Origin of the sequence: Novipirellula rosea (assembly GCF_039541335.1) — a bacterium.
Taxonomy (GTDB): Bacteria; Planctomycetota; Planctomycetia; order Pirellulales; family Pirellulaceae; genus Novipirellula; species Novipirellula rosea.
In genome coordinates this window covers 1-22516 of sequence record NZ_BAABGA010000062.1, presented here as the reverse complement: position 1 = coordinate 22516, position 22516 = coordinate 1, and the positions used below count along the sequence as shown (strand labels likewise).

Annotated in this window: 15 protein-coding genes; 11 read left to right on the top strand and 4 right to left on the bottom strand. The window is 55.8% G+C overall.

What is annotated here, in order from left to right:
- Window positions 1–683: hypothetical protein (locus ABD971_RS22985; protein WP_345325947.1), on the top strand; the 683-nt coding region annotated here is incomplete at its 5' end.
- Window positions 684–950: 267 nt separating this feature from the next.
- On the opposite strand, the gene ABD971_RS22980 is transcribed toward ABD971_RS22985, so the two are convergent.
- Window positions 951–1904, bottom strand: coding sequence for a hypothetical protein (locus ABD971_RS22980; protein WP_345325945.1), 954 nt, complete (start codon window positions 1902–1904; stop codon window positions 951–953).
- Between the two features lie 432 nt (window positions 1905–2336).
- Between ABD971_RS22980 and ABD971_RS22975 the strand changes: the two genes are divergently transcribed.
- From ABD971_RS22975 to ABD971_RS22965, 3 genes are all read left to right on the top strand, one after another.
- Complete coding sequence (locus ABD971_RS22975; protein ID WP_345325943.1) at window positions 2337–3368, top strand: cytochrome c family protein; 1032 nt, start codon at window positions 2337–2339, stop codon at window positions 3366–3368.
- 204 nt (window positions 3369–3572) lie between these two features.
- A complete protein-coding gene (locus ABD971_RS22970) occupies window positions 3573–6407 on the top strand; it encodes a secretin N-terminal domain-containing protein (protein WP_345325941.1) in 2835 nt (944 codons plus the stop codon).
- 279 nt (window positions 6408–6686) lie between these two features.
- Entirely contained in the window at window positions 6687–9428 is a 2742-nt protein-coding gene (locus ABD971_RS22965; protein ID WP_345325939.1) for an MMPL family transporter, read from the top strand.
- A 172-nt stretch (window positions 9429–9600) separates the two neighbouring features.
- Here the strand turns inward: ABD971_RS22965 and ABD971_RS22960 are convergent, their stop codons facing one another.
- Entirely contained in the window at window positions 9601–10185 is a 585-nt protein-coding gene (locus tag ABD971_RS22960; protein WP_345325937.1) for a hypothetical protein, read from the bottom strand.
- A gap of 22 nt (window positions 10186–10207) precedes the next feature.
- Window positions 10208–10924: a peptide-methionine (S)-S-oxide reductase MsrA gene (msrA, locus tag ABD971_RS22955; protein WP_345325935.1), complete on the bottom strand. Its 717-nt coding sequence runs from the start codon at window positions 10922–10924 to the stop codon at window positions 10208–10210.
- A 298-nt stretch (window positions 10925–11222) separates the two neighbouring features.
- Here msrA and ABD971_RS22950 point away from each other — a divergent pair, with 298 nt between their 5' ends.
- The 3 genes from ABD971_RS22950 (at window position 11223) to gyrA (ending at window position 15502) form a co-directional block, all read left to right on the top strand.
- Window positions 11223–11654: an acyl-CoA thioesterase gene (locus tag ABD971_RS22950; RefSeq protein WP_339939283.1), complete on the top strand. Its 432-nt coding sequence runs from the start codon at window positions 11223–11225 to the stop codon at window positions 11652–11654.
- Between the two features lie 61 nt (window positions 11655–11715).
- Window positions 11716–12195: a hypothetical protein gene (locus ABD971_RS22945; protein ID WP_345325932.1), complete on the top strand. Its 480-nt coding sequence runs from the start codon at window positions 11716–11718 to the stop codon at window positions 12193–12195.
- A 565-nt stretch (window positions 12196–12760) separates the two neighbouring features.
- Window positions 12761–15502, top strand: coding sequence for a DNA gyrase subunit A (gene gyrA, locus ABD971_RS22940; RefSeq protein WP_425571349.1), 2742 nt, complete (start codon window positions 12761–12763; stop codon window positions 15500–15502).
- A 217-nt stretch (window positions 15503–15719) separates the two neighbouring features.
- Here gyrA and ABD971_RS22935 read toward each other — a convergent pair whose 3' ends face one another.
- The gene (locus tag ABD971_RS22935) at window positions 15720–17243 is read right to left on the bottom strand and encodes a sulfatase family protein (protein WP_345325930.1); all 1524 of its coding nucleotides are present in this window, start codon (window positions 17241–17243) and stop codon (window positions 15720–15722) included.
- A 314-nt stretch (window positions 17244–17557) separates the two neighbouring features.
- On the opposite strand from ABD971_RS22935, the gene ABD971_RS22930 reads away from it, so the two are divergent.
- From ABD971_RS22930 to ABD971_RS22915, 4 genes are all read left to right on the top strand, one after another.
- On the top strand, window positions 17558–18412 hold the full coding sequence (locus tag ABD971_RS22930; RefSeq protein WP_345325928.1) for a hypothetical protein: 855 nt from the start codon (window positions 17558–17560) through the stop codon (window positions 18410–18412).
- A 105-nt stretch (window positions 18413–18517) separates the two neighbouring features.
- Window positions 18518–18751 (top strand): DUF3311 domain-containing protein, encoded by a 234-nt coding sequence (locus ABD971_RS22925; RefSeq protein WP_339939273.1) that lies wholly within the window; start codon window positions 18518–18520, stop codon window positions 18749–18751.
- A complete protein-coding gene (locus ABD971_RS22920) occupies window positions 18748–20433 on the top strand; it encodes a sodium:solute symporter family protein (protein WP_339939271.1) in 1686 nt (561 codons plus the stop codon). The genes ABD971_RS22925 and ABD971_RS22920 overlap by 4 nt, the downstream gene beginning before the upstream one ends.
- A gap of 9 nt (window positions 20434–20442) precedes the next feature.
- Window positions 20443–22257, top strand: a complete 1815-nt coding sequence (locus ABD971_RS22915; RefSeq protein ID WP_345325924.1) for an SLC13 family permease — start codon at window positions 20443–20445, stop codon at window positions 22255–22257.
- Window positions 22258–22516: the final 259 nt, after the last annotated feature.

The window sequence follows — 22516 nt, the reverse complement described above, 5'->3', positions numbered from 1 at the left end:
TCAAGTGTGGCGAAATCCGCAAACGACTCAGCAGTATCAGTTGGTGGATGCGACTGCTTTGCCAACGGGTCGCGATGCGGGCAAACCAAGAGGACGAGGAATCGGGCCATTTTTTCCAAGATCGCTTCCATGCGACTCGGATTGTCGACGAAGCGTCGCTGTTGGCCTGTGCGGCCTATGTTGACCTGAATCCGATTCGGGCTGCGATGGCCGAAACGCTCGAGCAGAGCGATCACACTTCCGTTCAGCGGCGAATTGAGTCAATCACCACCGATCGAGACGATGGCATTCCGGTAACAAACCTGCGTGACAGCTTCTTGGCTCCGATTTCGATCGATGAACGGTCCGGCGAGATAGGTCCGTGCGTGAGCAAATCGGGAAAACGTTGCAGCGACAAAGGTTTTCTGCCAATGTCGCTCGAAGATTACCTGGAAACGCTCGATTGGACCGCTCGCCAGATCGCACCGGGCAAATGCGGACTTACGCCTGCAGAAGTACCACCGGTGCTCAAGCGACTGGGGTTGGACTCGAAGACATGGTGCGAACTGGTCAGTGATTTTGGCCGGTTGTTTTGCACGGTTGCGGGACGCCCTGAGTGCGTTGATCCGCTGCGAAGCCACTGTACTCACCGCCGCTATCATTTGCGGCGACGGGCGAGGGAGCTGCTTACGCGAGTGGATTAGCTTGCGAGCATCCTATCTTTTTGGCTGTCGAGCGTGGCAAAGAGTCGCCGATAAAAAAGCTGCGCCCGCTCGGCGGCAATTATGCCCGGTTTTGGCGAAACAGCCCGAGATCGGGGCCGTTTTGATGCAGTAGACCCGCAAGATTGCACTGGATCCGTGGGGACCGCTCATTGTCGCGAGCCGCGTCTACCCCAACACTATGCTCTGTCCCTGTTATAAAATGCTGTGTCCCTCTGCTGAGGAAGCTGGTGCTCAAGAGCGGCCGATTTATGCCGCCGCTCGGCCGTTGTGCAGCAAACGGATCTCTTCGTCTTCGATCACATGGCAATGCGAATCGCCACAGAGCGTTGCCTTGACTCGTCGGTCGACACTTTTTCGCATCGCTTTGTGGTAGCCGATGCTGGCGGTGAACAACGTCATCAAATCTAAGAACTTGCGGTTCTCACTCAGTTCACTTGGATCCAAGTCCAAGTAGCTGTCCGATCCGAACGAGAACAATCGGCCGTCAATTTCACCGATCGACTTGCCGCCGACCTCGATTTCGTAATCCGCTCCGATCGAAATCCAGCGGCGCTTCAGCACGACGTGGTGCATATGCCCGTCATGATAAAACGCAAACGTGAACAGCGACGGGATGCGAAACGTGCGATGGTTTTGCTGGATGTAGGTCACACATTCGCTGCGTGGCAACATCACCACCATCGACAACAAACTTTTGCCCGTGCCGATCGAGTTGTGGATTTCGGTCGTGGTGATCTGTTCGATCGTACCACACCAACTGGTCCGTTCGTTCGATGTTTTGAACAGCTTCAAGACCAGTCGGCGTTTTTCGATCGCGCCGGCATCCATTTGCATCACGCAGTCGTCGGCGAGTTTTTCGTCAAGTAACTTTTGCTGCTTCCCATTCAGTCGACCCGACTTTTTGATCTGCTGTTTCAGTTCGGTACGTCGTTGGTTCTGTAGCACATCGAGCGCGTCTTCCATCTCCGCCTTGTCCGCTTTCCAGACATCCGTGCGTAGCCCCAGCATGTGCGACTTTTCCCAGTCGCCCGATTCAGGGTCCTGTTCGGACACCGTCCCGACCACGTCCATGTTCGTGGTGAAGTGATTGGTGTCGGCTGTCTTCAGCTTTTGCAACAATTCGACATTGCTGGGGTGCATTCCCGGCAATGCCCACATGTCGACATAACGTCGACGCTGTTGTGGTTCTTTTGCGCCCATGTACGTATCTCCCTCCACCTCGCTGTTCTCGATCATCGGCAATTGCACCGTCGTGCGTCCAGCAAATGACCCGCATATCCCGCAAAATCGGAAAAAAATGCCAAGCGGTTGCTTTGAGTAGAACGCTGCAGGCTTAGTGACATCCATTTCGTAGCGGTGCGGCGGAAGCGAGCGGTTGATTGGGTTAGCCGCTCGCGCGTGAGCGGCCGGGGGTCACGCTTTTCCCGGTGTCTGGCGGCCCACGGCTCACGGATTCAATCCGCAATGCCCCGAGGGGACTTCGGAAATCCGAATTATTTGCGTCGCTTTGCCGCCTAGGTGCGAAAAACGACCTAGTTTTTCAGTAACCCGTTGCTCTCTCTTCGTTCGCACTATTCAAGTCTCAGTGAACGTTGCAGATATACCCCTTTCTTTAGGATGGAGACTTTGACGATGATCGTTCGCTGGATTGTATTGACGACCTTGTGTCTTTTGACGTCGTCGATCGCGCTCGGCACGACTCCCTCGGCATCCGCGGGCGCCGCAGTTGAGCCCGCCAGTCCTGCGTCGCCTCATTTGGTGGTGGGAAATCAGGCGTGCGTGAAATGTCACGCTGCGGAGATCGAAGTTTGGCGAGCAACGCCGCACGCCAAGACCTTTGACGAGCTTCATCGTCGACCCGAAGCCAAACAGATCGCCGCTAAGCTCGGGCTAACCTCAATCAAAAACGAAGGCCGCTGCGTCGCCTGCCACTACACTCAGCAAACCGACCTTGCCACCAATCATACTAATGTGATCGCCGGAGTCTCTTGCGAATCGTGTCACGGACCCGCTAAGAATTGGATCGATTTACACCAGGATTATGGGGGCGAAGGGATCACGCGTTTGACCGAAACCGAAGCACATCGCAAAGAGCGGATCGCTAACAGTATCCATGCGGGAATGCGGAATCCCGAGAACGTCTACTTGGTCGCGCAAAGTTGCTTGCGTTGCCACACCGCTGCGGACGAGCAATTGGTGAACGTCGGTGGTCACTCGGTCGGCAGTCTCGACTTCGAATTCGTATCGTGGAGCCAAGGCCTGATTCGCCACAACTTTGTTCGTACCGACGGCAAGTCCAACGACGTCAGCAGCCCCGAGCGATTGCGAGTGATGTTTGTCGCTGGGATGATTGCCGAACTGGAAGCCGGGCTGCGGGCGACTGCTGTCGCGACCGAGAAGGCAACCTATGGCATCACCGCAGCCAAGCGAACCGCTCGCGCCGCTGCAAAACTGAAAAGCGTGGCAGCAAAGGTCAGCGTCCCCGTTTTGGACGAAATCCTCGGCGAATTTGCAAGCGTGAAGCTGAAATTGAACAACGCTGATGAATTAACCGCAGCCGCGGACCGGATCGCTCGGCTCGGTTTTGCCTTTGCCGATCAGGTCAATCCCGTGGAATTAGCCCCCATGGACGCCTTTATTCCCGCTGCAAATCGATGGAAATGAGCGGTTTGCGTTAAATTTTCGCCAGCGGAGAATTGATTTGTCACAGGTGGGCCTTTCAGCCATAATGGCGGGCTCGTGGTTGGTGACAAACCCCTTAGGCGGCTTATTCCTGTGCGTTCGCAATCTCTCGTATTATTGGCAGTCCTCTGCCTGTTGAACCTCGTTATCACGGCAGACGCGTATTCCGATGACGTAAGGCCAGCAATGCCTGGTAAGCCACCGGAAGCCAAAGAGGAGAAGAAGGACAGCAAGCCTGCGGAGTCCAAGGAGGCGAAGTCCAAGGTCATCCGCCGCGACCAGTTGCCGGAAACTCAGGCGGTTCCAGAGGCAGACGCCTCTGGCGCTAGCGATGGCAAAATGCCAATGGTCATCGCCGCCAATCCCGACGAGTTAAAAGCGACCGTCGGCGAAGACGGCCGCGTTGCCTTTCAATTTCGTAACCAACCCTGGGTCGAATTGGTTCAGTGGCTCGCCGAGATTTCAAACCAGCCTTTGGATTGGCTCGAACTTCCCGGCGACCGCGTCAATCTCTCATCACCCGGCCGCTACACCGTTGAGGAGACCCGCGATCTTTTCAATCGTTATCTGCTGGCGCGGGGCTATGCGATCCTAGAGCTCGATGGCGGTTTGACGGTTGCCAAAACGGAAACGATCAATCCCGCCATCGTCCCACGCGTGACTCCCGAAGAGCTTCAAAAGCTGTTGCCCCACGCCTTCGTTCGTGTCTCGCTTGATGTGCAGTGGTTGTCGGCCGAGAAGTTGGCCGAAGAGTTGAAGCCGATGATCAGTTCCAATGGCCGCATCACATCATTATCGACGACCAACCGGATCGAGGTAATGGATGCAGCGATCAATGTGCAACAGGTCGCTCGATTGCTTCGCGAAGAGTCGGATAACGCTAGCCGCGAGGCGCTTGCACCAGAGTTCAAGCTGCGGTATCTGCCTGCCGAAGAAGCGAAGCGGATGCTCGAGCAATTTCTCGGTGTTGAAAAAAAGGCCGAAGCTCCGATGTCGCCTCAGCAGATGCAGATGATGCAGCAAATGCGTCAGCAAAGTGGCGGCAAACCTCCGACTCCGGAAAAGAAGGTCGAGATCTCGATAGTCGCCAATACGCGGCAAAACTCAGTGATCATTCGGGCGCCAGATGATCGAATTGCAATCGCTGGCGAATTTCTCAAGCGGATCGATGTGCCTAGTAATTCCCTCGCGTCGCTATCGGATGTTCAATCGCGAGTCGAGGTGTTCCGATTGGCGTCGATTGATCCTGAGAAATTGGTCGAGATCATTGGCGAAATGAATGTGCTAGAACCTTCGACTCGTATCCGTGTTGATAAAGAAAACGGAGCGCTCATTGTTTCCGGATCCGCGGCGGATCGCTTCATTATCCAGTCACTGATCGAACGACTCGATGGAAGCGGACGAAACTTTCACGTCCTGCAACTGCGACGTCTCGATGCGGGCGAAGTCGCCGAGTCAATCACATTTCTGATGGGGCAGAAAAAGGACGATGATTCCAGCCGGTCGCGTAGCCGTTATTCCTATTACGGTTACGGTTTTGGCCAACCCGAAGAAGACAAGAAAAAGAAGGACGAGTTCCGCGTCGCGGCCAACAACCGCTATCGGCAAGTTCTGCTGTGGGCTAACGAGCTGGAAATGGAAGAGGTGCAGTCGCTGCTGATCAAGCTCGGCGAATTGCCGCCGCCTGGTGGCAGCGACCGCATGCTCCGTGTGATCGATGCGTCGGCAAGTCCCGAAACACTCGAGTACCTTCGTCGACTGCAAAAACAATGGAGCCAACTGTCGCCGAATCCGCTGGAGTTGCCTGCGGACGACCAATTCAAGAGCTCGGAAGAGCAAGAGCCGGACGAATCGGGCGACGAAGAATCGGGCGACGGAAATTCCGAGCCGGCCAAGCAAGAGCCCGTTGCCGATGCCGATGGCGACAATCTGGCGGTTGCCGAGAGTCCGTTTGCGATAGCTTCGATGACGTTGGTCCAGTCGCCCACGCGTCCTGAATCCAATCCGCCCATCGTGCAGTCGCGAGAAGATTTTGACCGCATGTTCCAGGACACTGCTGCAGAGAAGAAAGTGGAAGGCAGCAGAAAGCCGCCTCAACCGATTCGCATTGAATTCGACAAGTCAGGAAATCTTGTGTTGATGAGTCCAGACACCAAGGCGCTCGACCAGCTCGAGAACTTGATGTTGCAAATTGCGCCGCCAAAACGCCCCTACCAAGTATTCAAAATCAAACACAGCAGTGCATATTGGATGCGACTGAATCTGGAGGACTATTTTGAAGACGAGGAAGAGACCGAAGACGATAGTGACTCGTTCTTTCGCTATTATTGGGGCGGTGGCGACAGCGACAAAAAGGAGGAACCAACGGGGCTTGGCAAAGGAGCGAAGCTGAAGTTTGTCGACGACGTTGATACCAACACTCTTGTTGTCAGCGGAGCCACCTCGGAACAACTTCGCACCATCGAAGAGCTGATCGAATTGTGGGATGTCGAGGAACCGGCCAACAAACGCAAAGCCCGCTACACCAAACTGGTCTCAATCAAGTACGGAAAGGCGGACCGTATCGCTGAAACGGTCAAGGAAGCGTACCGCGATTTGTTAAGCAGCAACGACAAGACGTTCCAAGGCGGGAAGGGCCAACAAGGCGGCCGCGGCGGTCAGAATGACGAGAAAAAGAAAGCATCCAAGAGTCTCGATGGAGGCGGCAGCGGGCTGGTCGAATCCGAAGGCGGGCAAGACGGTGGCGGTGCCGATTTCTCGTTCAAAGGCAAATTGTCGATGGGCGTCGACCTGGTCGGCAACACGTTGATCGTCAGCGCCGAAGGGGAGCCGCTACTGGATCTGGTCTGCGAAATGATTGACAAACTTGACCAAGCTGCCAAGCCGAGCGGCGAGGTCCAGGTGGTCAAACTTTCGGGCGACCTCAGTGCCGATTCGGTGCAAAATGCCCTGCGTGCCTTTGGGGTTCAAGAAAAACGAGAGCGACGCAGCCAGCCCAACGGGCCGGGAGCTGGTGAATAAAACGTTTTCGCAGCGAAAGATCGACAACGCTCGTAGCGAAAGTCGCCAAGACTTTTGGCAAGTTTTGGCACATTCAAAACTGTTGGCGAGTTTCGCGGCTTGAAAGTTCCGCTGCCTTTTCGATAACGCAGCGTCGAGGGACGATTTACGTCTGGGGGCAGACATTTTGCATTTTTCTCGCTAATGTCTTTATTGCCGTCGGGATTGTCGCACAGCGAGTTTGATTGACAGCTGCCCCTTCCCTCCTAAATTACCCTCCTTCTTCCAAAATCGATGCACATGCACCGTCCTGTTTCGCATCGCTGGGCACAATTCGTCACACGGCGTTGGGGCTGGGTGATGTTGGCATGGATTGTTGCCGCGGTGGTGCTCCGCATGGCGGCTCCGGCGTGGAAGGACATTGCTCAAGATGGTGACTTTGAATATTTGCCAGCGGATCTGACGAGCGTCGCGGGCGGCCGACTGCTCGACGAAGCCTTCCCTGGGGTTCGCAGTCGCAGCCAAATGGTGTTTGTGATCGGACGGGATGAAGGGGCTTTAAAACGGTCTGATGAAATCGTCGGCCTCGATCTGTTGCGGCGATTGTATCACCGGTTGGGCGAGGTCAGTTGGCAGCGTGCGATCGCCGAAGGTTATGCCGGTGGCCCGCCGGTCGAAAACACGCCCGCAGGCCACTGGATCAAACTCGCCCGCGAAGCGTTTACAAATTCGATTCAGATGGATGAGCGGTTCTATGAGCGAATCGCCGATGAATTGCCAAAATCGGAACCGACGCTGACGGAGCCACGGATGGCGTTGGCGTACTGGGATCGCGGCCATCTGCTGGAGCAGTGGGGCGACTCGATCGAAACGGTCGAAGCGGATTACGAAGCCGCCTTGATTCTGCAGCCCAGCCTGCCTTCGCTGGCGACACCGATCGCCGATCGCGAGCTCGGAGGCTGGAGCACGCTGCTGGATGTTCTGGCTTGGGAGGACGCGATTGTTGGTCCGCGACTAAAGAAAGAAGGAGCACGGCTCGCCGTTCTGCAGCTTTCCAGCGAACTGGCCGCGACCAGTAACATCGAAACGCTCGAGGCGGTTCAGCAATTGATCGCATCGGTGGATCGCTATAGCATGCACTACACTCAGCCAGGATTGCAGGTCTTGGTGACCGGGTCGGCTGCGGTTGGCGGGGAAACATTGACCGCCGCCCGTGACGCGATTCGATACACCGAATGGATCACCGTGGCGATGATCCTGCTGATTTTGACCGTTGTGTATCGAGCTCCGTTGTTGGTAGCGATCCCGATGATCTCGATCGGATTCGCCGTCGTTGTTTCAATGAGCTTGGTGTCGATCTTGACCAAGTGGTCGATGGACGGCACGGTCCCAGGATTGGATCTTCGTGTGTTCACGACCAGCCGGATCTTTGTGGTCGTGATCCTGTTTGGCGCAGGCACCGATTATTGTTTGTTCTTGATCGCCCGGCTTCGTGAAGAGGCGCGTCAAACGGTATGGCCGGTGGCTTGCCGCAATGCGGTTTCCAATGTGATGGGGGCGTTGATCGGCAGTGCGCTCACCACCGTACTTGGCTTGGGCACGTTGTGGATCGCTCAGTTTGGAAAGTTCCACTACACCGGGCCGATCATCGGAATCTGTTTGCTTGTTGGATTGTTGGTCTGTACGACGTTGACACCGGCGATGTTGCGAGCGCTGGGGCCGAAAGTATTCTGGCCCACCAAAATCGATATTCGCCAACCCGCACGTCGATCGCTGCTCGGGCCTTCATCAAGCCATGCATCCAGTTCGGCTCACGGCGGAATGTGGGGCTGGATCGCGCTGGTTTTAACTCGCTATCCGGTCACCGCGTTGTCGCTCGGAGGCGTGTTGTTGATCGTTCCTGGTATCTATGGATTGATTAACGAACGCTCGGTGACGTATGACTTGAGCAGCCAATTGAGTCACTCGGCGGCCAGTCGCCAGGGGCTGCGTTTGATGGCGAAACATTTCAATATCGGCGAGATCAATCCTGTCACGGTGTTGATTGTACGTCCCGATGATTTGCCGCATGACGCCGTCAAGAAAAACGTCAAGCAGCTCGCCACCAAACTGTACGCTCAGCCCGGCGTGGCGACAGTGCGGACCGCCGACGACCCGCTGGGCGATTTTCCGCCCAATCGTGATATGGGCTTGCTCAGTGGGGATGCATGGCGACGCCGCGCGCTACAGAATCACCGGATTGCCCAAGGCTACTTTTTTAGCGAGGTCCCCAAGCTCAAAAATAAATTGGTGCGGCTGGATATCGTTATCGAGGGGGATCCGTTTTCGACCGAAACCGCGTCGCTCGTTTTGAACTTGCAGCACTTCTTTCAGCAGCTAACCGAAGATTCCGGATCAACATGGAGTGGTTCCCAAGTGCTTTTGGCTGGCACGACTCCATCGATTATCGATCTTCGAAAGGTAACGCTTTCGGACAATCGCCGGATCAAAATTGCCGTGGTCGTGGCGGTCTTTTTAGTCTTGGTGGTGGTGCTCCGCCGCGTCGGGTTGTCGCTGTATTTGATCGTCACGGTGTTGATTAGCTATTACGCCACACTGGGGCTGACGGTTCTGTTTTTCCGTGCCGCGTATGGTAGTGATTACGTTGGCTTGGACTGGAAATTGCCGTTGTTCCTGTTCGTGATCTTGGTCGCAGTCGGTCAAGACTATAACGTTTACTTGGTGACGCGAGTGTTAGAGGAGCAGCAGCGGTTGGGATGGCTGGCCGCACTGAGACGAGCTGTATCTCGCACCGGGGGGATCATCACTGCGTGCGGATTGGTGATGGCAGCGACGTTTTTCAGTATGACGGCGTCGGTATGGTTCCCTCCTATCGCTACATTTTTTGGTTTTCCGAGCGAAACCGGAGCGGCGCTGCGAGGCATTGTCGAGCTCGGTTTCGCGCTCGGACTGGGCGTGTTGATCGATACGTTCTATGTCCGCACGATCCTGGTGCCAAGCTTCATCGCAATCATCGGGAAACGCTCTGCCGCAAACATTTGATCTCGTCTTCACGTAGCATAGGCTTCTAGCCTGTGAATGCAGAACCTTTTTTTTGTCGCGAAACTCGCCAAGAGGTTTGACGCGGAGCCAAGGGTGGACGAAACGCGTGCGAAGACAGCCTGGAAGGCTATCCCACATTTTACCGACGTCGGAGACGTCCGGCGACTTCGCGTTAGGGAAGCGAGGCCATGTGCAGGGCTTGTTCGGCAGCGGCCCCGAAGACGCGTTTGAATTCCGCGGTGGCCAAGTTCTTCAGCTGAGGTGACAGCACCGCAATCGCTTGTCGGTATCCATCGAACGCGGCCGACGTGTTTCCTTGGCGGTACTGTGCTCGTGCGTACCGTACCAGTGATTTGCCCCGATAATCGGGATCCAGTGTCATTGCCTGAGTTGCCGTCCCCGGTTTGTCACGTTTCTTCTCGCGATCCCGTTCACGCTCTAGAAACTGTTCCGGTGTGCCGCCCAATATTTGCCGGTCGATCTCTGCTAGATCGATGATGGTCGCCGACGCGGTCGCCTGAGAGAGGCTTTGTGACGAACCGAATCCTCGTTGCAGCCCGCTACGATTTGATCCGAAGGACGCCGACTTGTTGCCGCCTAGAAAAGCGGCGCCACTGTCGGGAACCAGCACGCTGCCGGAGTAAGAGAACGTCTCAATCGATGGCAGTTGAACCGTTTGCGCGATCGCGGTACCGCTCCACAACAGGATGGCAGCCGCGGCGTTTGCGATCAGCAAAGAGTGTCGGGAAAATGTCATCGTTAGGCTCACGCCACGGAAGTTACTTTTTCAGCATGTCGCCGAATTCACGATTCGTCTTGCGAACTTTGTTTTTCACGACAGCTTGGCAATACCCCGCCGTAGGATTTCGTCGGTAATAGTCTTGGTGATACTCTTCGGCTGGAAAGAACTTCTCGGCTTTTTCTAGCGTGGTCACGATCGGGCTGCGGTAATCACCCGACTTGTTTAATTTCTCGATGAACTTTTCTGCCGCCTTCTTTTCGGCTTCATCGTGATAGAAAATTGCGCTGCGGTACTGAGTCCCCTCGTCATATCCTTGTTTGTTCAAGGTGGTAGGGTCATGGGTCTTGAAAAAGATCTTGAGGATTTCTTCGTAACTGCGTTTGCTGGGGTCGTAATAGACTTCGACCGCTTCGGCGTGTCCGGTTTGTCCGCTGCATACTTTTTTGTAGTTGGGGTTGGGGTCGGTGCCGCCGATGTAACCCGAGACGACATCGTTGACCCCTTCGATTCGCTCGAATACCGCTTCGGTGCACCAGAAGCATCCGCCCGCCAGCGTGGCAACCGCTTCGGTCGATTTGCCGTCGTCGCTCGCCGTAGCTTGGTTCTCGCTTGTCTTGGATGTTGCTGGTTCGTCGGCCACGTTTTGCGACGGCATGACGACTTGGCTCAGCGCCAACGCGACTAGCACGACCCCGGCCACCACGACTGTGTGGGGGCGAAGCAAGAAGGAAAAGGTTGAAGGGCGATGATTCATCGTTCGATTTCGCTAGTGGTGGGAGTTAACTATTCGGTGGCGAGTTAAAGGAAGCGAATTTAAGGAGTCGGGCTCCGAGTGGCTACGCTTTCAAGCGTTCTGCTAATGGCCAATGGATGCCGTGTCCCGCTGGGCCAATTCGCCTCACCTACTATCATAGGCAAACGGCTATCGCTTGGCACGGCATTTCCGGGGGGACTTCGAAGACCTTGGCAATCATGACGCGAAAACATCGATAGTAAGCATGGCACGCGGGCTCGGATCGCGAAAACGACCACCAATAGGTACAACACAAACGATGCAGAGTTATTTTGATGTCACGCACACGGTGCTTCCCGAAGAGATTGATTCGCAGCTCCACGTGCACAATTTGCGTTACGTCCAGTGGACGCTTTGGGCTGCGTCGAAGCATTCCGCCGCCAATGGTTGGGATTCGAAGGCAGCCGCCGCTGAGGGGCTCGGTTGGGTGGTGCGCAAGCATGACATCACTTATCGTGCGGCCGCGGTGGCGGGTGACGAGTTGGTGATTCGGACGTGGATCAATGAAATTGATCGCTACGCATCGACGCGAAAGTACTTGATTTGTCGGCCAGCGGACCGCTGTGTCCTGGCGCGGGCGGAAACCCGCTGGGTCTACGTCGATCTGCGAGTGCACAAGGTCGTGGCTATTCCCGAGGCGGTGCGAGACAAAATGCAGATCTCGTCGACCCCGCCGATGCCATGGGCATAGTCTGTTGCCTCATCTACGATAATGCCGCTCCGCTATAAAGTGACGCAAAGGCAGCTCGACGATGAAAGAAAAGCCCGTGATAAATGCCGAGCAGAGATCGAGTTCTCCGTCCCGCAACGACCAACTCCTTCCGCTTCGCTGGTTTTTACAGCTTGTCGGGTTAGTCACGTTGTTGGCGTTTCCAGCAGCGGTCATGCCTGAGAAGTGGATGGTCGAGATCGCAAAATCGCTGGGAATTCATCCTTTTCCCTCGGCGCCGTTGACCTTTTATCTCGCTCGCCATCTGTCCATTCTGTACGGGTTTGTGGGGATCGGGCTGCTCGTTTTGGCTAACGATTTGGTGCGTTATCGGCCGCTTGTCCGCTATTTGGCACTCGGTACGATCACGTTTGGGGTGGCCCAGTTTGTGGTCGACGCGATGGCGGGGATGCCCTCGTGGTGGACTTGGGGCGAATCGCTCTCGACGGTGGCCGGAGGCGGCTTCATCGCCTGGCTCAATCGCGCCCGTTCCTCAGCAGGCCGTGGGAGCGGCGATACGTAAAAACGGAGGTCCCGGCCTTGCCGACGCCCCCTTCCGGGTGGTTTCTGTTTCGTTCGCACGAGACTTGTTTTGCCAGTTTGCCCATTGTGAAACGAGCGGATCGTTGCGGGTCAGAGCCTTGCCAATTTAGGCTCGCGGCACCGTAAACGTGGTTGGCTTTCGCTCCCCTCCGATTAATCGGTCGCAAGTATCTGATACGTAAGGATTTGCGACAACGCTGTAAGTCGCGTGGGTCGTTGTGAAGCAACGCCAAAAAGGGTACACTTTGGTGCTGAATTCGGGGTTCGAATGAAGCTTTTTTGAAACGGGGACTGGCCCTTCGAAAGTAGCAGGGTCCGTCCCCGTTTTGCAAAAAAATTTAGCTCCCAAAAAGACAGCATTTCGCACCCAGCACTCCTCTTAGGACACGACGTTGGCAGAAGACGAAACTAACAAAGAAGATGGCGAGGGCGAAAACAAAGGCCCTGAGGGTTATCAGGACGGGATCGACGGCGGTGCGGGCGCGTTTCGCCTGATCGATTTGCCGATCGAAGACGAGCTTCGTGAAAGCTATCTGACGTACGCGATGAGCGTTATCGTCAGCCGTGCGTTGCCCGATGTCCGTGACGGATTGAAGCCGAGTCAGCGACGGATTCTCGTCGCGATGAACGACTTGAACCTCGGCCCTGGCAGCAAACGAGTCAAATGCGCGAAGATCTCTGGTGATACTTCGGGTAACTATCACCCGCACGGTGAAAGTGTGATCTATCCGACCTTGGTGCGGATGGCTCAAGAATGGAACATGCGTTCGCTGCTGATTGACAAGCAGGGGAACTTTGGCAGTATCGCGGGTCTGCCTCCGGCGGCGATGCGATATACCGAAGCTCGCTTGAGTGCGGTTGCTGCATCGATGTTGGACGACTTGAAACTCGACACCGTCGACTTCATCCCGACGTATGACGAAGCGCGTACCGAACCCACCGTGCTTCCAAGTCGTTATCCCAACTTGCTGATCAACGGCAGCGGCGGGATCGCGGTTGGGATGGCAACAAGCATTCCGCCGCACAATCCGACCGAGGTTTGTGAGGCATTGATCCGATTGGTCGATCACCCCGAGACCTCGATCGACGAGATTTGCGATATCATTCCGGGGCCCGACTTCCCCACCGGCGGCATTATTTGCGGTCGTGCTGGAATTCGTCGCGGTTACAAGACCGGACGCAGCACCATCGTCGTCCGAGCGAAGTGCCGCATCGAAGAGATGAAAGGCAGTCGTACTCGAATCGTTGTCTCGGAGATTCCCTACCAACAATACCGTGACCGCGTCATCGAAAAGATCGCTGCGCTGGTCAACGGCGACAAGATCAAAGGGATCTCGGGAATTCGTGACGAGAGCGATTTGAACGAGCCGGTTCGCTTGGTCATCGAGTTGAAGCGAGACGGCGATCCCGATGTCGTCTTGAATCAGCTGTATCAGTATTCGCCTTTGCAAGATACGTTTTCGCTGATCTTCCTGGCGTTGGTCGACGGCAAGCCGCGTGAGTTGACGATCAAAGAAATCCTGCAGGAATTCTTGCGGCATCGTGTGACGGTGATCCGTCGCCGAACGCAATTCTTGTTGGCACGCGCACGCCGCCGTAAACATACCGTCGAAGGTTTGTTGCTGGCGCTGGCTGACATCGACAAGATCATCAAGACGATCCGCAGCAGTACCAATCAAGCTGAAGCGAAGAAACGCTTGATGGAAATCGAATGCCCGTCGTCGATGCTAAAACGAGCCCTCGGGGATAGCGGATTTGCCCAATTTGTGCTCGAGCGTGGTGAGGCAGAAAACTACACATTGACCAGCGTGCAAACCGACGCGATCTTGCGAATGACGCTTGGCCAATTGGTCAACCTCGAGCAAGAAAAACTGTCGGGCGAGCACGCGGCGCTGTTAACCGAGATCATCGATTACCTCGATATCCTCAGCAGCCAAGAGCGTATCAATGGGATCATCAAAGACGATCTCGAAGAGATGAAGCGTCGCTTCGGTGACAAACGTCGAACCGAAATCAGCCACGAAGAGCTTGGTAATATCGACCTCGAGGATTTGATTACCGAGGAAACGATGGTCGTTTCGATTAGCCATCGCGGCTATATCAAACGTACCCCCACCAGCGTTTACAACACTCAGCGTCGCGGTGGTAAGGGGCTGAAGGGAGCCAAGACGGATGACGAGGATCCGATTGAGCATCTTTTTGTCGCCAGCACGCATGCCTATCTGTTGTTCCTGACGACGCTCGGTAAAGTGCGTTGGCAAAAGGTCTACGACTTGCCGCAATTGGCGCGTGACAGCAAGGGACGAGCGATTGTCAATCTGTTGAACTTGAGCGAAGACGAGAAGATCGCTGAGTGTTTGGCGATTCGCGACTTCGATCAGGCGGGCTACTACGTTGTGATGGCCACTCGCAGTGGCTTGGTCAAAAAGACGCCGCTTGAACAGTACAGTCGTCCTAAGAAGGGCGGGATTATCGCAATCAAGCTTCGCGAAGGCGACGAGCTTGTCGGTGCCGCCGTGATCGGTCCTGGCGACGAAGTGATCTTGGTCACCAGTTCCGGTATGGCGATCCGTTTCCGTGAATCCGATGCCCGTCCAATGGGACGAAACACCTCCGGTGTCAAGGGAATCAAACTCGTTGGCGATGACAGTGTCGTCGGCATGGTGGTGGCCGACCCCGAAGCGACGCTTTTAACCGTTTGTGAAAACGGCTACGGCAAACGAACGCACTTTGGTCCCAATGCACCGGTGGAAGCCGGCGATTCGGGTGAATCTGATTCCGATGGCGAGTCGGTCGAAGGCGATTCCGCAGAAGAAGAAAACAGTGCATCGGGCGCTCGTTACCGTACGCAAAAACGTGGCGGCAAGGGGCTTCGAGACATTCGCACCAGCGAGCGTAACGGGCCTGTGATCGGAATCGCCCGTGTGACGGACGAAGATGAGTTGTTCATGATGACGGCCAAAGGCAAGTTGCAGCGAATCAAGGCCGCCGACATCAACGTCATCGGTCGTAATACGCAAGGCGTGCGGATCATGAACATCGACAGCGGTGATAGTTTGATCGCGGTCGTGCGTGTTCCGCCCGAAGAGCAATCGGACGAAGCAGAGGTCGCTGCAGTGGCCGGTGACGCGGTGGCTGGTGACGTGGTCGAAGGAACCGTGGTCGCAGCGGGATCCGAAACGACCGATGTCAGCGGCGACGCTTCGGCGGCGACCGATGTCCAGCCGCCATCGGATTCCGGTGACGATGCAAATGACTCGGGTGAACCCACCGGTGACGAGGCGTAAGCCTAGTATTCATTTGATCGGGCTGCGTCGGGGACATATACGGGTTGCCTCTCCCAAACTGCGTTTGGGAGAGGTAACAGTACGGTGCCGCCAAGCACGCACCGCTTCAGAAGTCTGTAGAGGGGACGGGAGGCACGCGAAATCACTGGCTTCCAGGCGACTGAAAAGCCTAATGACCTCTAGCGATGCGAGATTTTCAGGGAGTGCCGGCAGTGCTCTAGTTCCAATCGAGCGGCAGTCGCTCGTCGTTGGCGTCGAGTTTTCCATGCGAGCGTAGTCCGCTTCCTTTGCGGCTTGTTAATTTGTCGCCCAGGTCTTCGCGGGCTCGCTCGGCGGCGGCCTGCAGTTCCTTGACGACCGCAGGGAATCGGTCTTTGACGTCCGTTGTCTCCGAAACATCGTTGTCCAAATCGAACAGTGACAATCCGATCTTGGTCATCTCGTACGCCGCGGGAGTACCGCCATCGCCACCGTCGCGTCCGGCCAGCGTGCGGTAGCGGTGAGGGAACGTCAGCTTGAATCGCTCGTTGCGAACCGCGTGCAATTCGCCGCCACTGTAGTAGCAGTAGAATGCATCATGAGGCGACGATGCGTTTTCGTCGCCAAACATCAATGGCCGAATGTCTTTGCCGTCGATCTTTTGCGATGCTTCCTCAGGCACTTCGGCATCGATCAACTTGGCGACGGTGGGCAGCACATCGATCGAACTGCACAGCTTGTCGCATGTCGTTCCCGCTGGGATTTTTCCCTTCCACCACATCAGTGTCGGTTCGCGATAGCCGCCCTCGAACATCGTGCCTTTGCCCTCGCGTAACGGCCCCGCCGATCCGGCATGCGTGCCGTAGGACAACCAGGGGCCATTGTCGCTGGTAAAGATCACCAGCGTGTTTTCGGCCGCATCGATCGACTCGACCGCATCCATGATTTGGCCCACCGACCAATCGACTTCCATCACCACGTCCCCAAAAATGCCTTGCCCGCTTTTGCCTTTGAAATCGTCTGATGCATACAGCGGAACATGAACCATCGGATGTGGCAGATACAGGAAGAAGGGTTGATTTGCGTTGGTTTTAATGAAATCCACCGCCCGCTCGGTGAATTGTTTTGTCATCTGTTCCTGGTCTTCGGGTTGGATGTCGGGGTTCACGATTTCGTAGCCCTTGTCGCGTGTTGCCGAGATCATCGGCAACTTGGGCCACGGCGATTTTGCGGCGGGATTTTTCTCGCGTTTGGTCAGAAAGTCAGGGTGAAGCGGCCACATGTCGTTGCTGTAGGGGATGCCATAATACTGGTCGAAACCGTGGGCGGTGGGCAAAAACTTGGGGTGATGTCCGAGGTGCCATTTGCCGAAGATCGCCGTTGCGTAACCTTTCGATTTGCAAACTTCGGCCAGCGTCATTTCTGCGGGATGGATCCCGATTTCAGATTTAGGTCCAAGTGCCCCCGAGATGCCGACGCGGCGGTGGTAACATCCCGTCATCAGTGCCGATCGTGATGCGGAACAAACGGCGGATGACACGACAAAATCGGTGAAACGGCGACCTTCGGCGGCCATCCGGTCCAAATTCGGTGTGGGGTACTTCGTGTCGCCAAATGGATGAATGTCGGCGTATCCCATGTCGTCAATAAAGATCACTACGACGTTGGGCGGAGCCGTTTGGGTTTGCGCCAGCGCCGGCGGGACGCAGGTAAGTGTGCATAGGAAAAGGAAGCAAGCTAATCGAAGAGCAAGTCGTCTCATGTCGGTCACGCAGCAATTTTGGGGAGGGGTTTTTTGGGGAGAGTGCGAAGAGGCTGGCCCTCTGGGGTCTGCAGGCCAGTAAGAAATTCGTGCTTTATCAGGGCTTGGGTTTAGGGTTTGCCCGTAGCGGAAGTCGCCAAGGTTTTCGGCCGATTTCCCTGACAAGCGAAACTCTCACGCGAGTTCCGTGCCCCTTAAGCCAAGCCGTAACGCAGCAATAGTATAGTTTCGGTAAACTCAGTCGTGTTGTCGTTTGGGACGTGATCACGACGACGGTGGTTTGTACATTCGCCCTTCCCCGCCGATTTTTCGACATGACTTCTTTGCCATCCCCGATCGCTCGCGTTCACTTCGAGCGGAACCGGTGCACTCGCAGCGACCGGGATGCCTTTTCGGGGCATCGCAGTCAAGTCACAGAGCTGATCGTAAACACCGCAAGCCCGTCACATCGCCGTCTGTGTTTGCTTGGGGTCGGCAATGGGAACGATGTCGATTTGGAGATCTTGGCGAGCCATTTTGACGAGATTTGTTTGGTCGATCTCGATACCGCCGCACTTCAGCAGTGTGTCGATGGTCTGTCCGCGACGGCTGCAAGCCGAACGACGCTCCGCGCCGGAGTCGATTTGTCGTGCATTCTTTCGCAGCTCGATTTGCTGCATGCTGAACCTTCGGTGCCCCAGCAAACGATGGATGCTTTGGTGTCGATGGCCCGCGATTTACCATCGCAGATCGATCTTGGCCAATGGGATGTTGTGGTTTCGACCTGTTTATTGTCTCAGCTGGTCGATTCGGTCTTCATTGCGGTCGGGGCGGGCCACCCGCGGTCCGCTGACTTAGTGGTGGCCATTCGTGATGGCCACTTGGCCCAACTCGCTGCTCTGGCTGGCGATTGCGGAAAAATTCTGCTGATTACTGATTTTGTTTCTTCGGATACGTTGCCTGAGTTGCGACACGTCTCTGCTGATCAACTTCAGTCGCTGGTGCATCAAGCCGTTGCGAATCGCAACTTCTTTACCGGGCTAAATCCCGCAGTGTTATTGCATCGGTTGCAGAAAGACAGTGTTTTGGTGAAGCCGTACCCCGCATGGCGGTGGAATTTGGGGCCTCGCTGTTTTGCCGTTTGTGCCCTCGAAACGGTGAGCGGGCTCACATTGCGGGACAAAAAATAGAGGCCGGATACGGCATCTTATTCCCGCTAGGAATTCGACTACAATGCGAAGCTCAAATTCACCCTCCTTCTGTACTCGCTGCCCATCCAACCTAGAGTGCGTGTCATGAAATATCTTATTTGGGGCCTCGTTCTCTTCTTGGTGGTGATCCACCAAGATGTCTGGAATTGGGGCAACGACCGATTGGTTTTCGGTTTTCTGCCCTTCACGCTTGCCTATCATGCCGGAATTTCGATCGCGGCAAGTGTGGTTTGGTTCCTGGCCGCAAATTTTGCTTGGCCTCAGCACCTCGAAGATGACGCGATGTCGGCCACGGAAAACGAGGAGAGTGCAGTATGAGTCCCGGAATGATCAAAGTCACCATTATTAGTGTGTACCTGGGGATGTTGCTGTTCCTGGGGCTGTTTTCGTCGCGTTTGTTCAAAGGAACGTCGAAAGATTACATGCTGGCGAGCCATTCAATTGGCCCGTTCCTGCTGCTGATGTCGCTGTTCGGTACCACGATGACCGGTTTTGCACTGGTGGGGTCCACCGGCGAGGCCTTCTCCGAAGGCGTGGGGGTCTACGCCATGCTGGCCTCCTCGTCGGGCATTATCCACTCGCTGTGCTTTTTCGTGCTGGGTGTAAAGCTGTGGTCGTGGGGTAAGAAATATGGATACACCACTCAGGTTGGATTCTTTCGCGACCGCTTGGAAAGCAACAACATCGGTTTGGTATTGTTCCCCATCCTTGTTGCCCTGGTGGTTCCTTATCTGTTGGTCGGCGTCGTGTCGGCAGGAAAGGCGATCGAGGGAGCGACGCGTGGCGATTTTCCGGGCTTAACCGAGAATGGCGGGATTCCTCCGTGGTTGACCGAGCTGGTGATTTGCGTGGTCGTATTGATCTACGTTTTCTTTGGCGGGATGCGAGGCACGGCGTGGGCAAACACGTTTCAAACGATCGTATTCATGATTCTTGGCGTTGTCGCGTTCTATTTGATCGCCACCAACCTTGCCGAAAAGTCGGTTGCCGACGGACGTGCTCATGAAATCCGCGACGGTGAAAGGGTCGTTCGCACGGAGCCTCCGACCGGGTTTATGGACTCCCTGCATATTGTCAGCCAAGAGATACCGAGGGCGAGACGTGTTCGAGCCGAAGTGACGCTCTCGGATCAGATTGAATCGGTCGAGGCGCCTGCTCAGTTTCGGACCCGCGAAAAAATGGATCCGTGGTTGTTCTTTACCTACATGTTGATTCCTTTTTCGGTGGGCATGTTCCCTCACTTGTTCCAACACTGGTTGACCGCCAAGAGTGGTCGTGCGTTCAAGTTGCCGGTCGTCGTCCACCCGGTATTCATCCTGATTGTTTGGATTCCCTGTGTGTTGATCGGGGTCTGGGCCACCAGCGGACTGATTAACATTCCGCCGCCGATTGCAGCGGAGCCAAACAAGGTGCTTGGCTTTATGGTCAAGTCGCTCTCGGGCGATGTCCTCGGCGGCTTTTTGTTGGCTGGGATTTTGGCTGCGATTATGTCCAGCCTGGATAGTCAGTTCCTCTGCATCGGAACCATGTTCACGACCGATATTGTCGTCCACTATGCCGGCAAAGACCGTTTTTCGGATCGGCAAATCGTGCTGATCTCGCGATGCTTTATCGTTGCCGTTGTCGCGATCACCTACATGCTTAGTTTGACCGACGTGGCTCAGGCCCGCGTGTTCCAGTTAGGCATTTGGTGCTTCAGTGGATTTAGTAGCCTGTTCCCGTTGGCGTTGTTGGCAGTGTATTGGCCTAAGCTGACCAAATGGGGCGCCTATGCGGGTGTCATCACTGCGTTTGCAACTTGGTGTGTGCTGTTTGCTAAGTCGGATTTCGCGAAGATCGAGAACTGGTCCGTCGATATCCCTTGGGGTGACGGTGTAATTCACACGATGCCCGTAGCGACCATGTTCCTGGCATCCGCCATTGCGACGATTGTCGTCTCGCTGATGACAAAACCGCCGAGTGATGCGACGCTACAAAAGTTTTTTCCCGAGCGAGCATAGTTCGTATCCATGGTGACTTGGGAAGCATGGTTTACCGTCATCATCGCTGGCTCACTGCTGGTGTGTCTCGCGATGCGTGTGGCGGCAACGGACTTGCTGGCCTTGATGTTCCTGGGGCTGATTATGTTAGCCCAGGAAATCAGTGGGTCGCCGCTATTGCCGACCGCCGAAGAGGCGGTCGCGGGCTTCGGTAATAAAGGGCTGATCACAGTTGCTCTGCTGTTTGCGGTGGTCGCAGGGCTCGAGTTCACCGGTGGCACTGAACTTGCCACCGGATGGTTGCTTAGCAAGGCCCGGAATCTGTTCGGGGCTCAAGTGCGACTGCTTGTCCCCGTCGCGGCACTGAGTGGTTTTTTGAATAACACGCCGTTGGTTGCCGCGTTGATGCCGGTCGTCGGCGACTTGAGCAAGCGGGTCTCCGTCAGTAGCAGTCGATTGCTTTTGCCGTTGTCGTACGCCGCGATTCTTGGCGGCATGTGTACGATCATGGGAACCAGCACCAATCTGATCATCAAAGATAAATACGAGCAGCTCAACGGCAACCAGATGGCGTTCTTTGAACCCGCCGCCGTGGGCGTTCCCGCGGCCATTGTGGGGCTGATCTATATCATTGTTTGTGCCCGCTGGTTGCTGCCTGAGCGACAAGCGGCTGTCAGCGTTTCGGATGACCCGCGACAATACACGGTCGAAATGGAAGTCGATCCGTCCGGTCCACTGGTGGGACGCACGCTACAAGAGGCCGGGCTGAGACACTTGCCCGGCTTGTACGTGGCCGAAATTCAGCGTCACGATGGAATCATCGCGGCCGCCAAGCCGAATGAGGTCTTGCGCGCCGATGATGTTTTGATTCTCGTCGGCGCCCTCGATAGCGTCGTCGATATGCGAAAGATCCGAGGCTTGACGATTCCCGACGATCAAGCACGTAAACTGCGAGTGCCAACGTGGCAACGGACGCTTGTCGAAGCGGTTGTCAGTTCGCGCTGTGCGCTGTTGGGCAAGACGATTCGCGAAGGAAAGTTTCGCTCGCACTACAACGCGGCCGTGGTCGCGGTCGCTCGTGGCGGTCGCCGGTTGACCGGCAAGATCGGGGATGTGCGGTTAGAGGTCGGCGACGTGTTGCTACTGGAAGCATCGCCGTCGTTTTTGCATCGCCGTCGTGAATCGCATGACTTTTATCTGGTCAGCACCGTCGAAAAGGGAGCAGTTCGTCGTCCCGAGCTCGCTTGGTTGTCGATCGGTGTCATGCTTGCCATGGTGGTTGCTGCGACGCTCAGTCCCGTTTCGATCATGACGTCGGCGCTGATCGCTGCGATCGCCATGATCGCGTTCCGCTGCTGCACGGCTTCTGAAGCACGCCGCAGTATCGATTGGTCGGTGCTGATCGTGATCGGAGCAGCGATCGGAATCGGGGAATCGCTCGAGCAGAGTAAGGCAGCCGACGCCATCGCCAACGGCATGCTCAGCATCGCCCAAGGCGGCAATCTCGGTTCGTTGGCAGCAATCTTTATCGCCACCATGATCTGCACTGAGCTGATCACCAATAACGCAGCGGCGGTATTGATGTTTACCATCGCGGTCAGCACGGCAGGCAAATTGGGGGTCGATCCGGCTCCCTTTGTGATCGCGGTCATGATCGCGGCATCGGCAAGCTTTCTAACCCCGATCGGTTATCAGACCAACACGATGGTTTACGGTGTCGGCGGCTATCGTTTTAGCGACTACGTACGATTCGGCTTCCCGCTCAGCATCATTGTGTTTGCGGTTTCGATGCTGATCATTCCCCAGGTCTGGCCGTTCACCCCCGTCGCACTGCCCGCACCCTAGTTTCATCGCGGCATTCGCCGCCCTTCTAACAGCGTAGGTGGGATTGGGCGAAAGCCCTGGTTGCTCGTTCATTGGGATTGAAGTCGTTTTCGGCTGCGCGCCCTTTCAGTTACCTCTCCACCAACTTCGAGAGACTGCTGATTTAGTGAGCCGTGAAGCGTGAGCGGCCGGGGCCCACGCATGGCCCGGTGCCTTACGCCGAGCCCTTTCAAGCTAGCACTCATGCGGCTCTCTTGGCGAGGATTCTTGCCGTCGATAT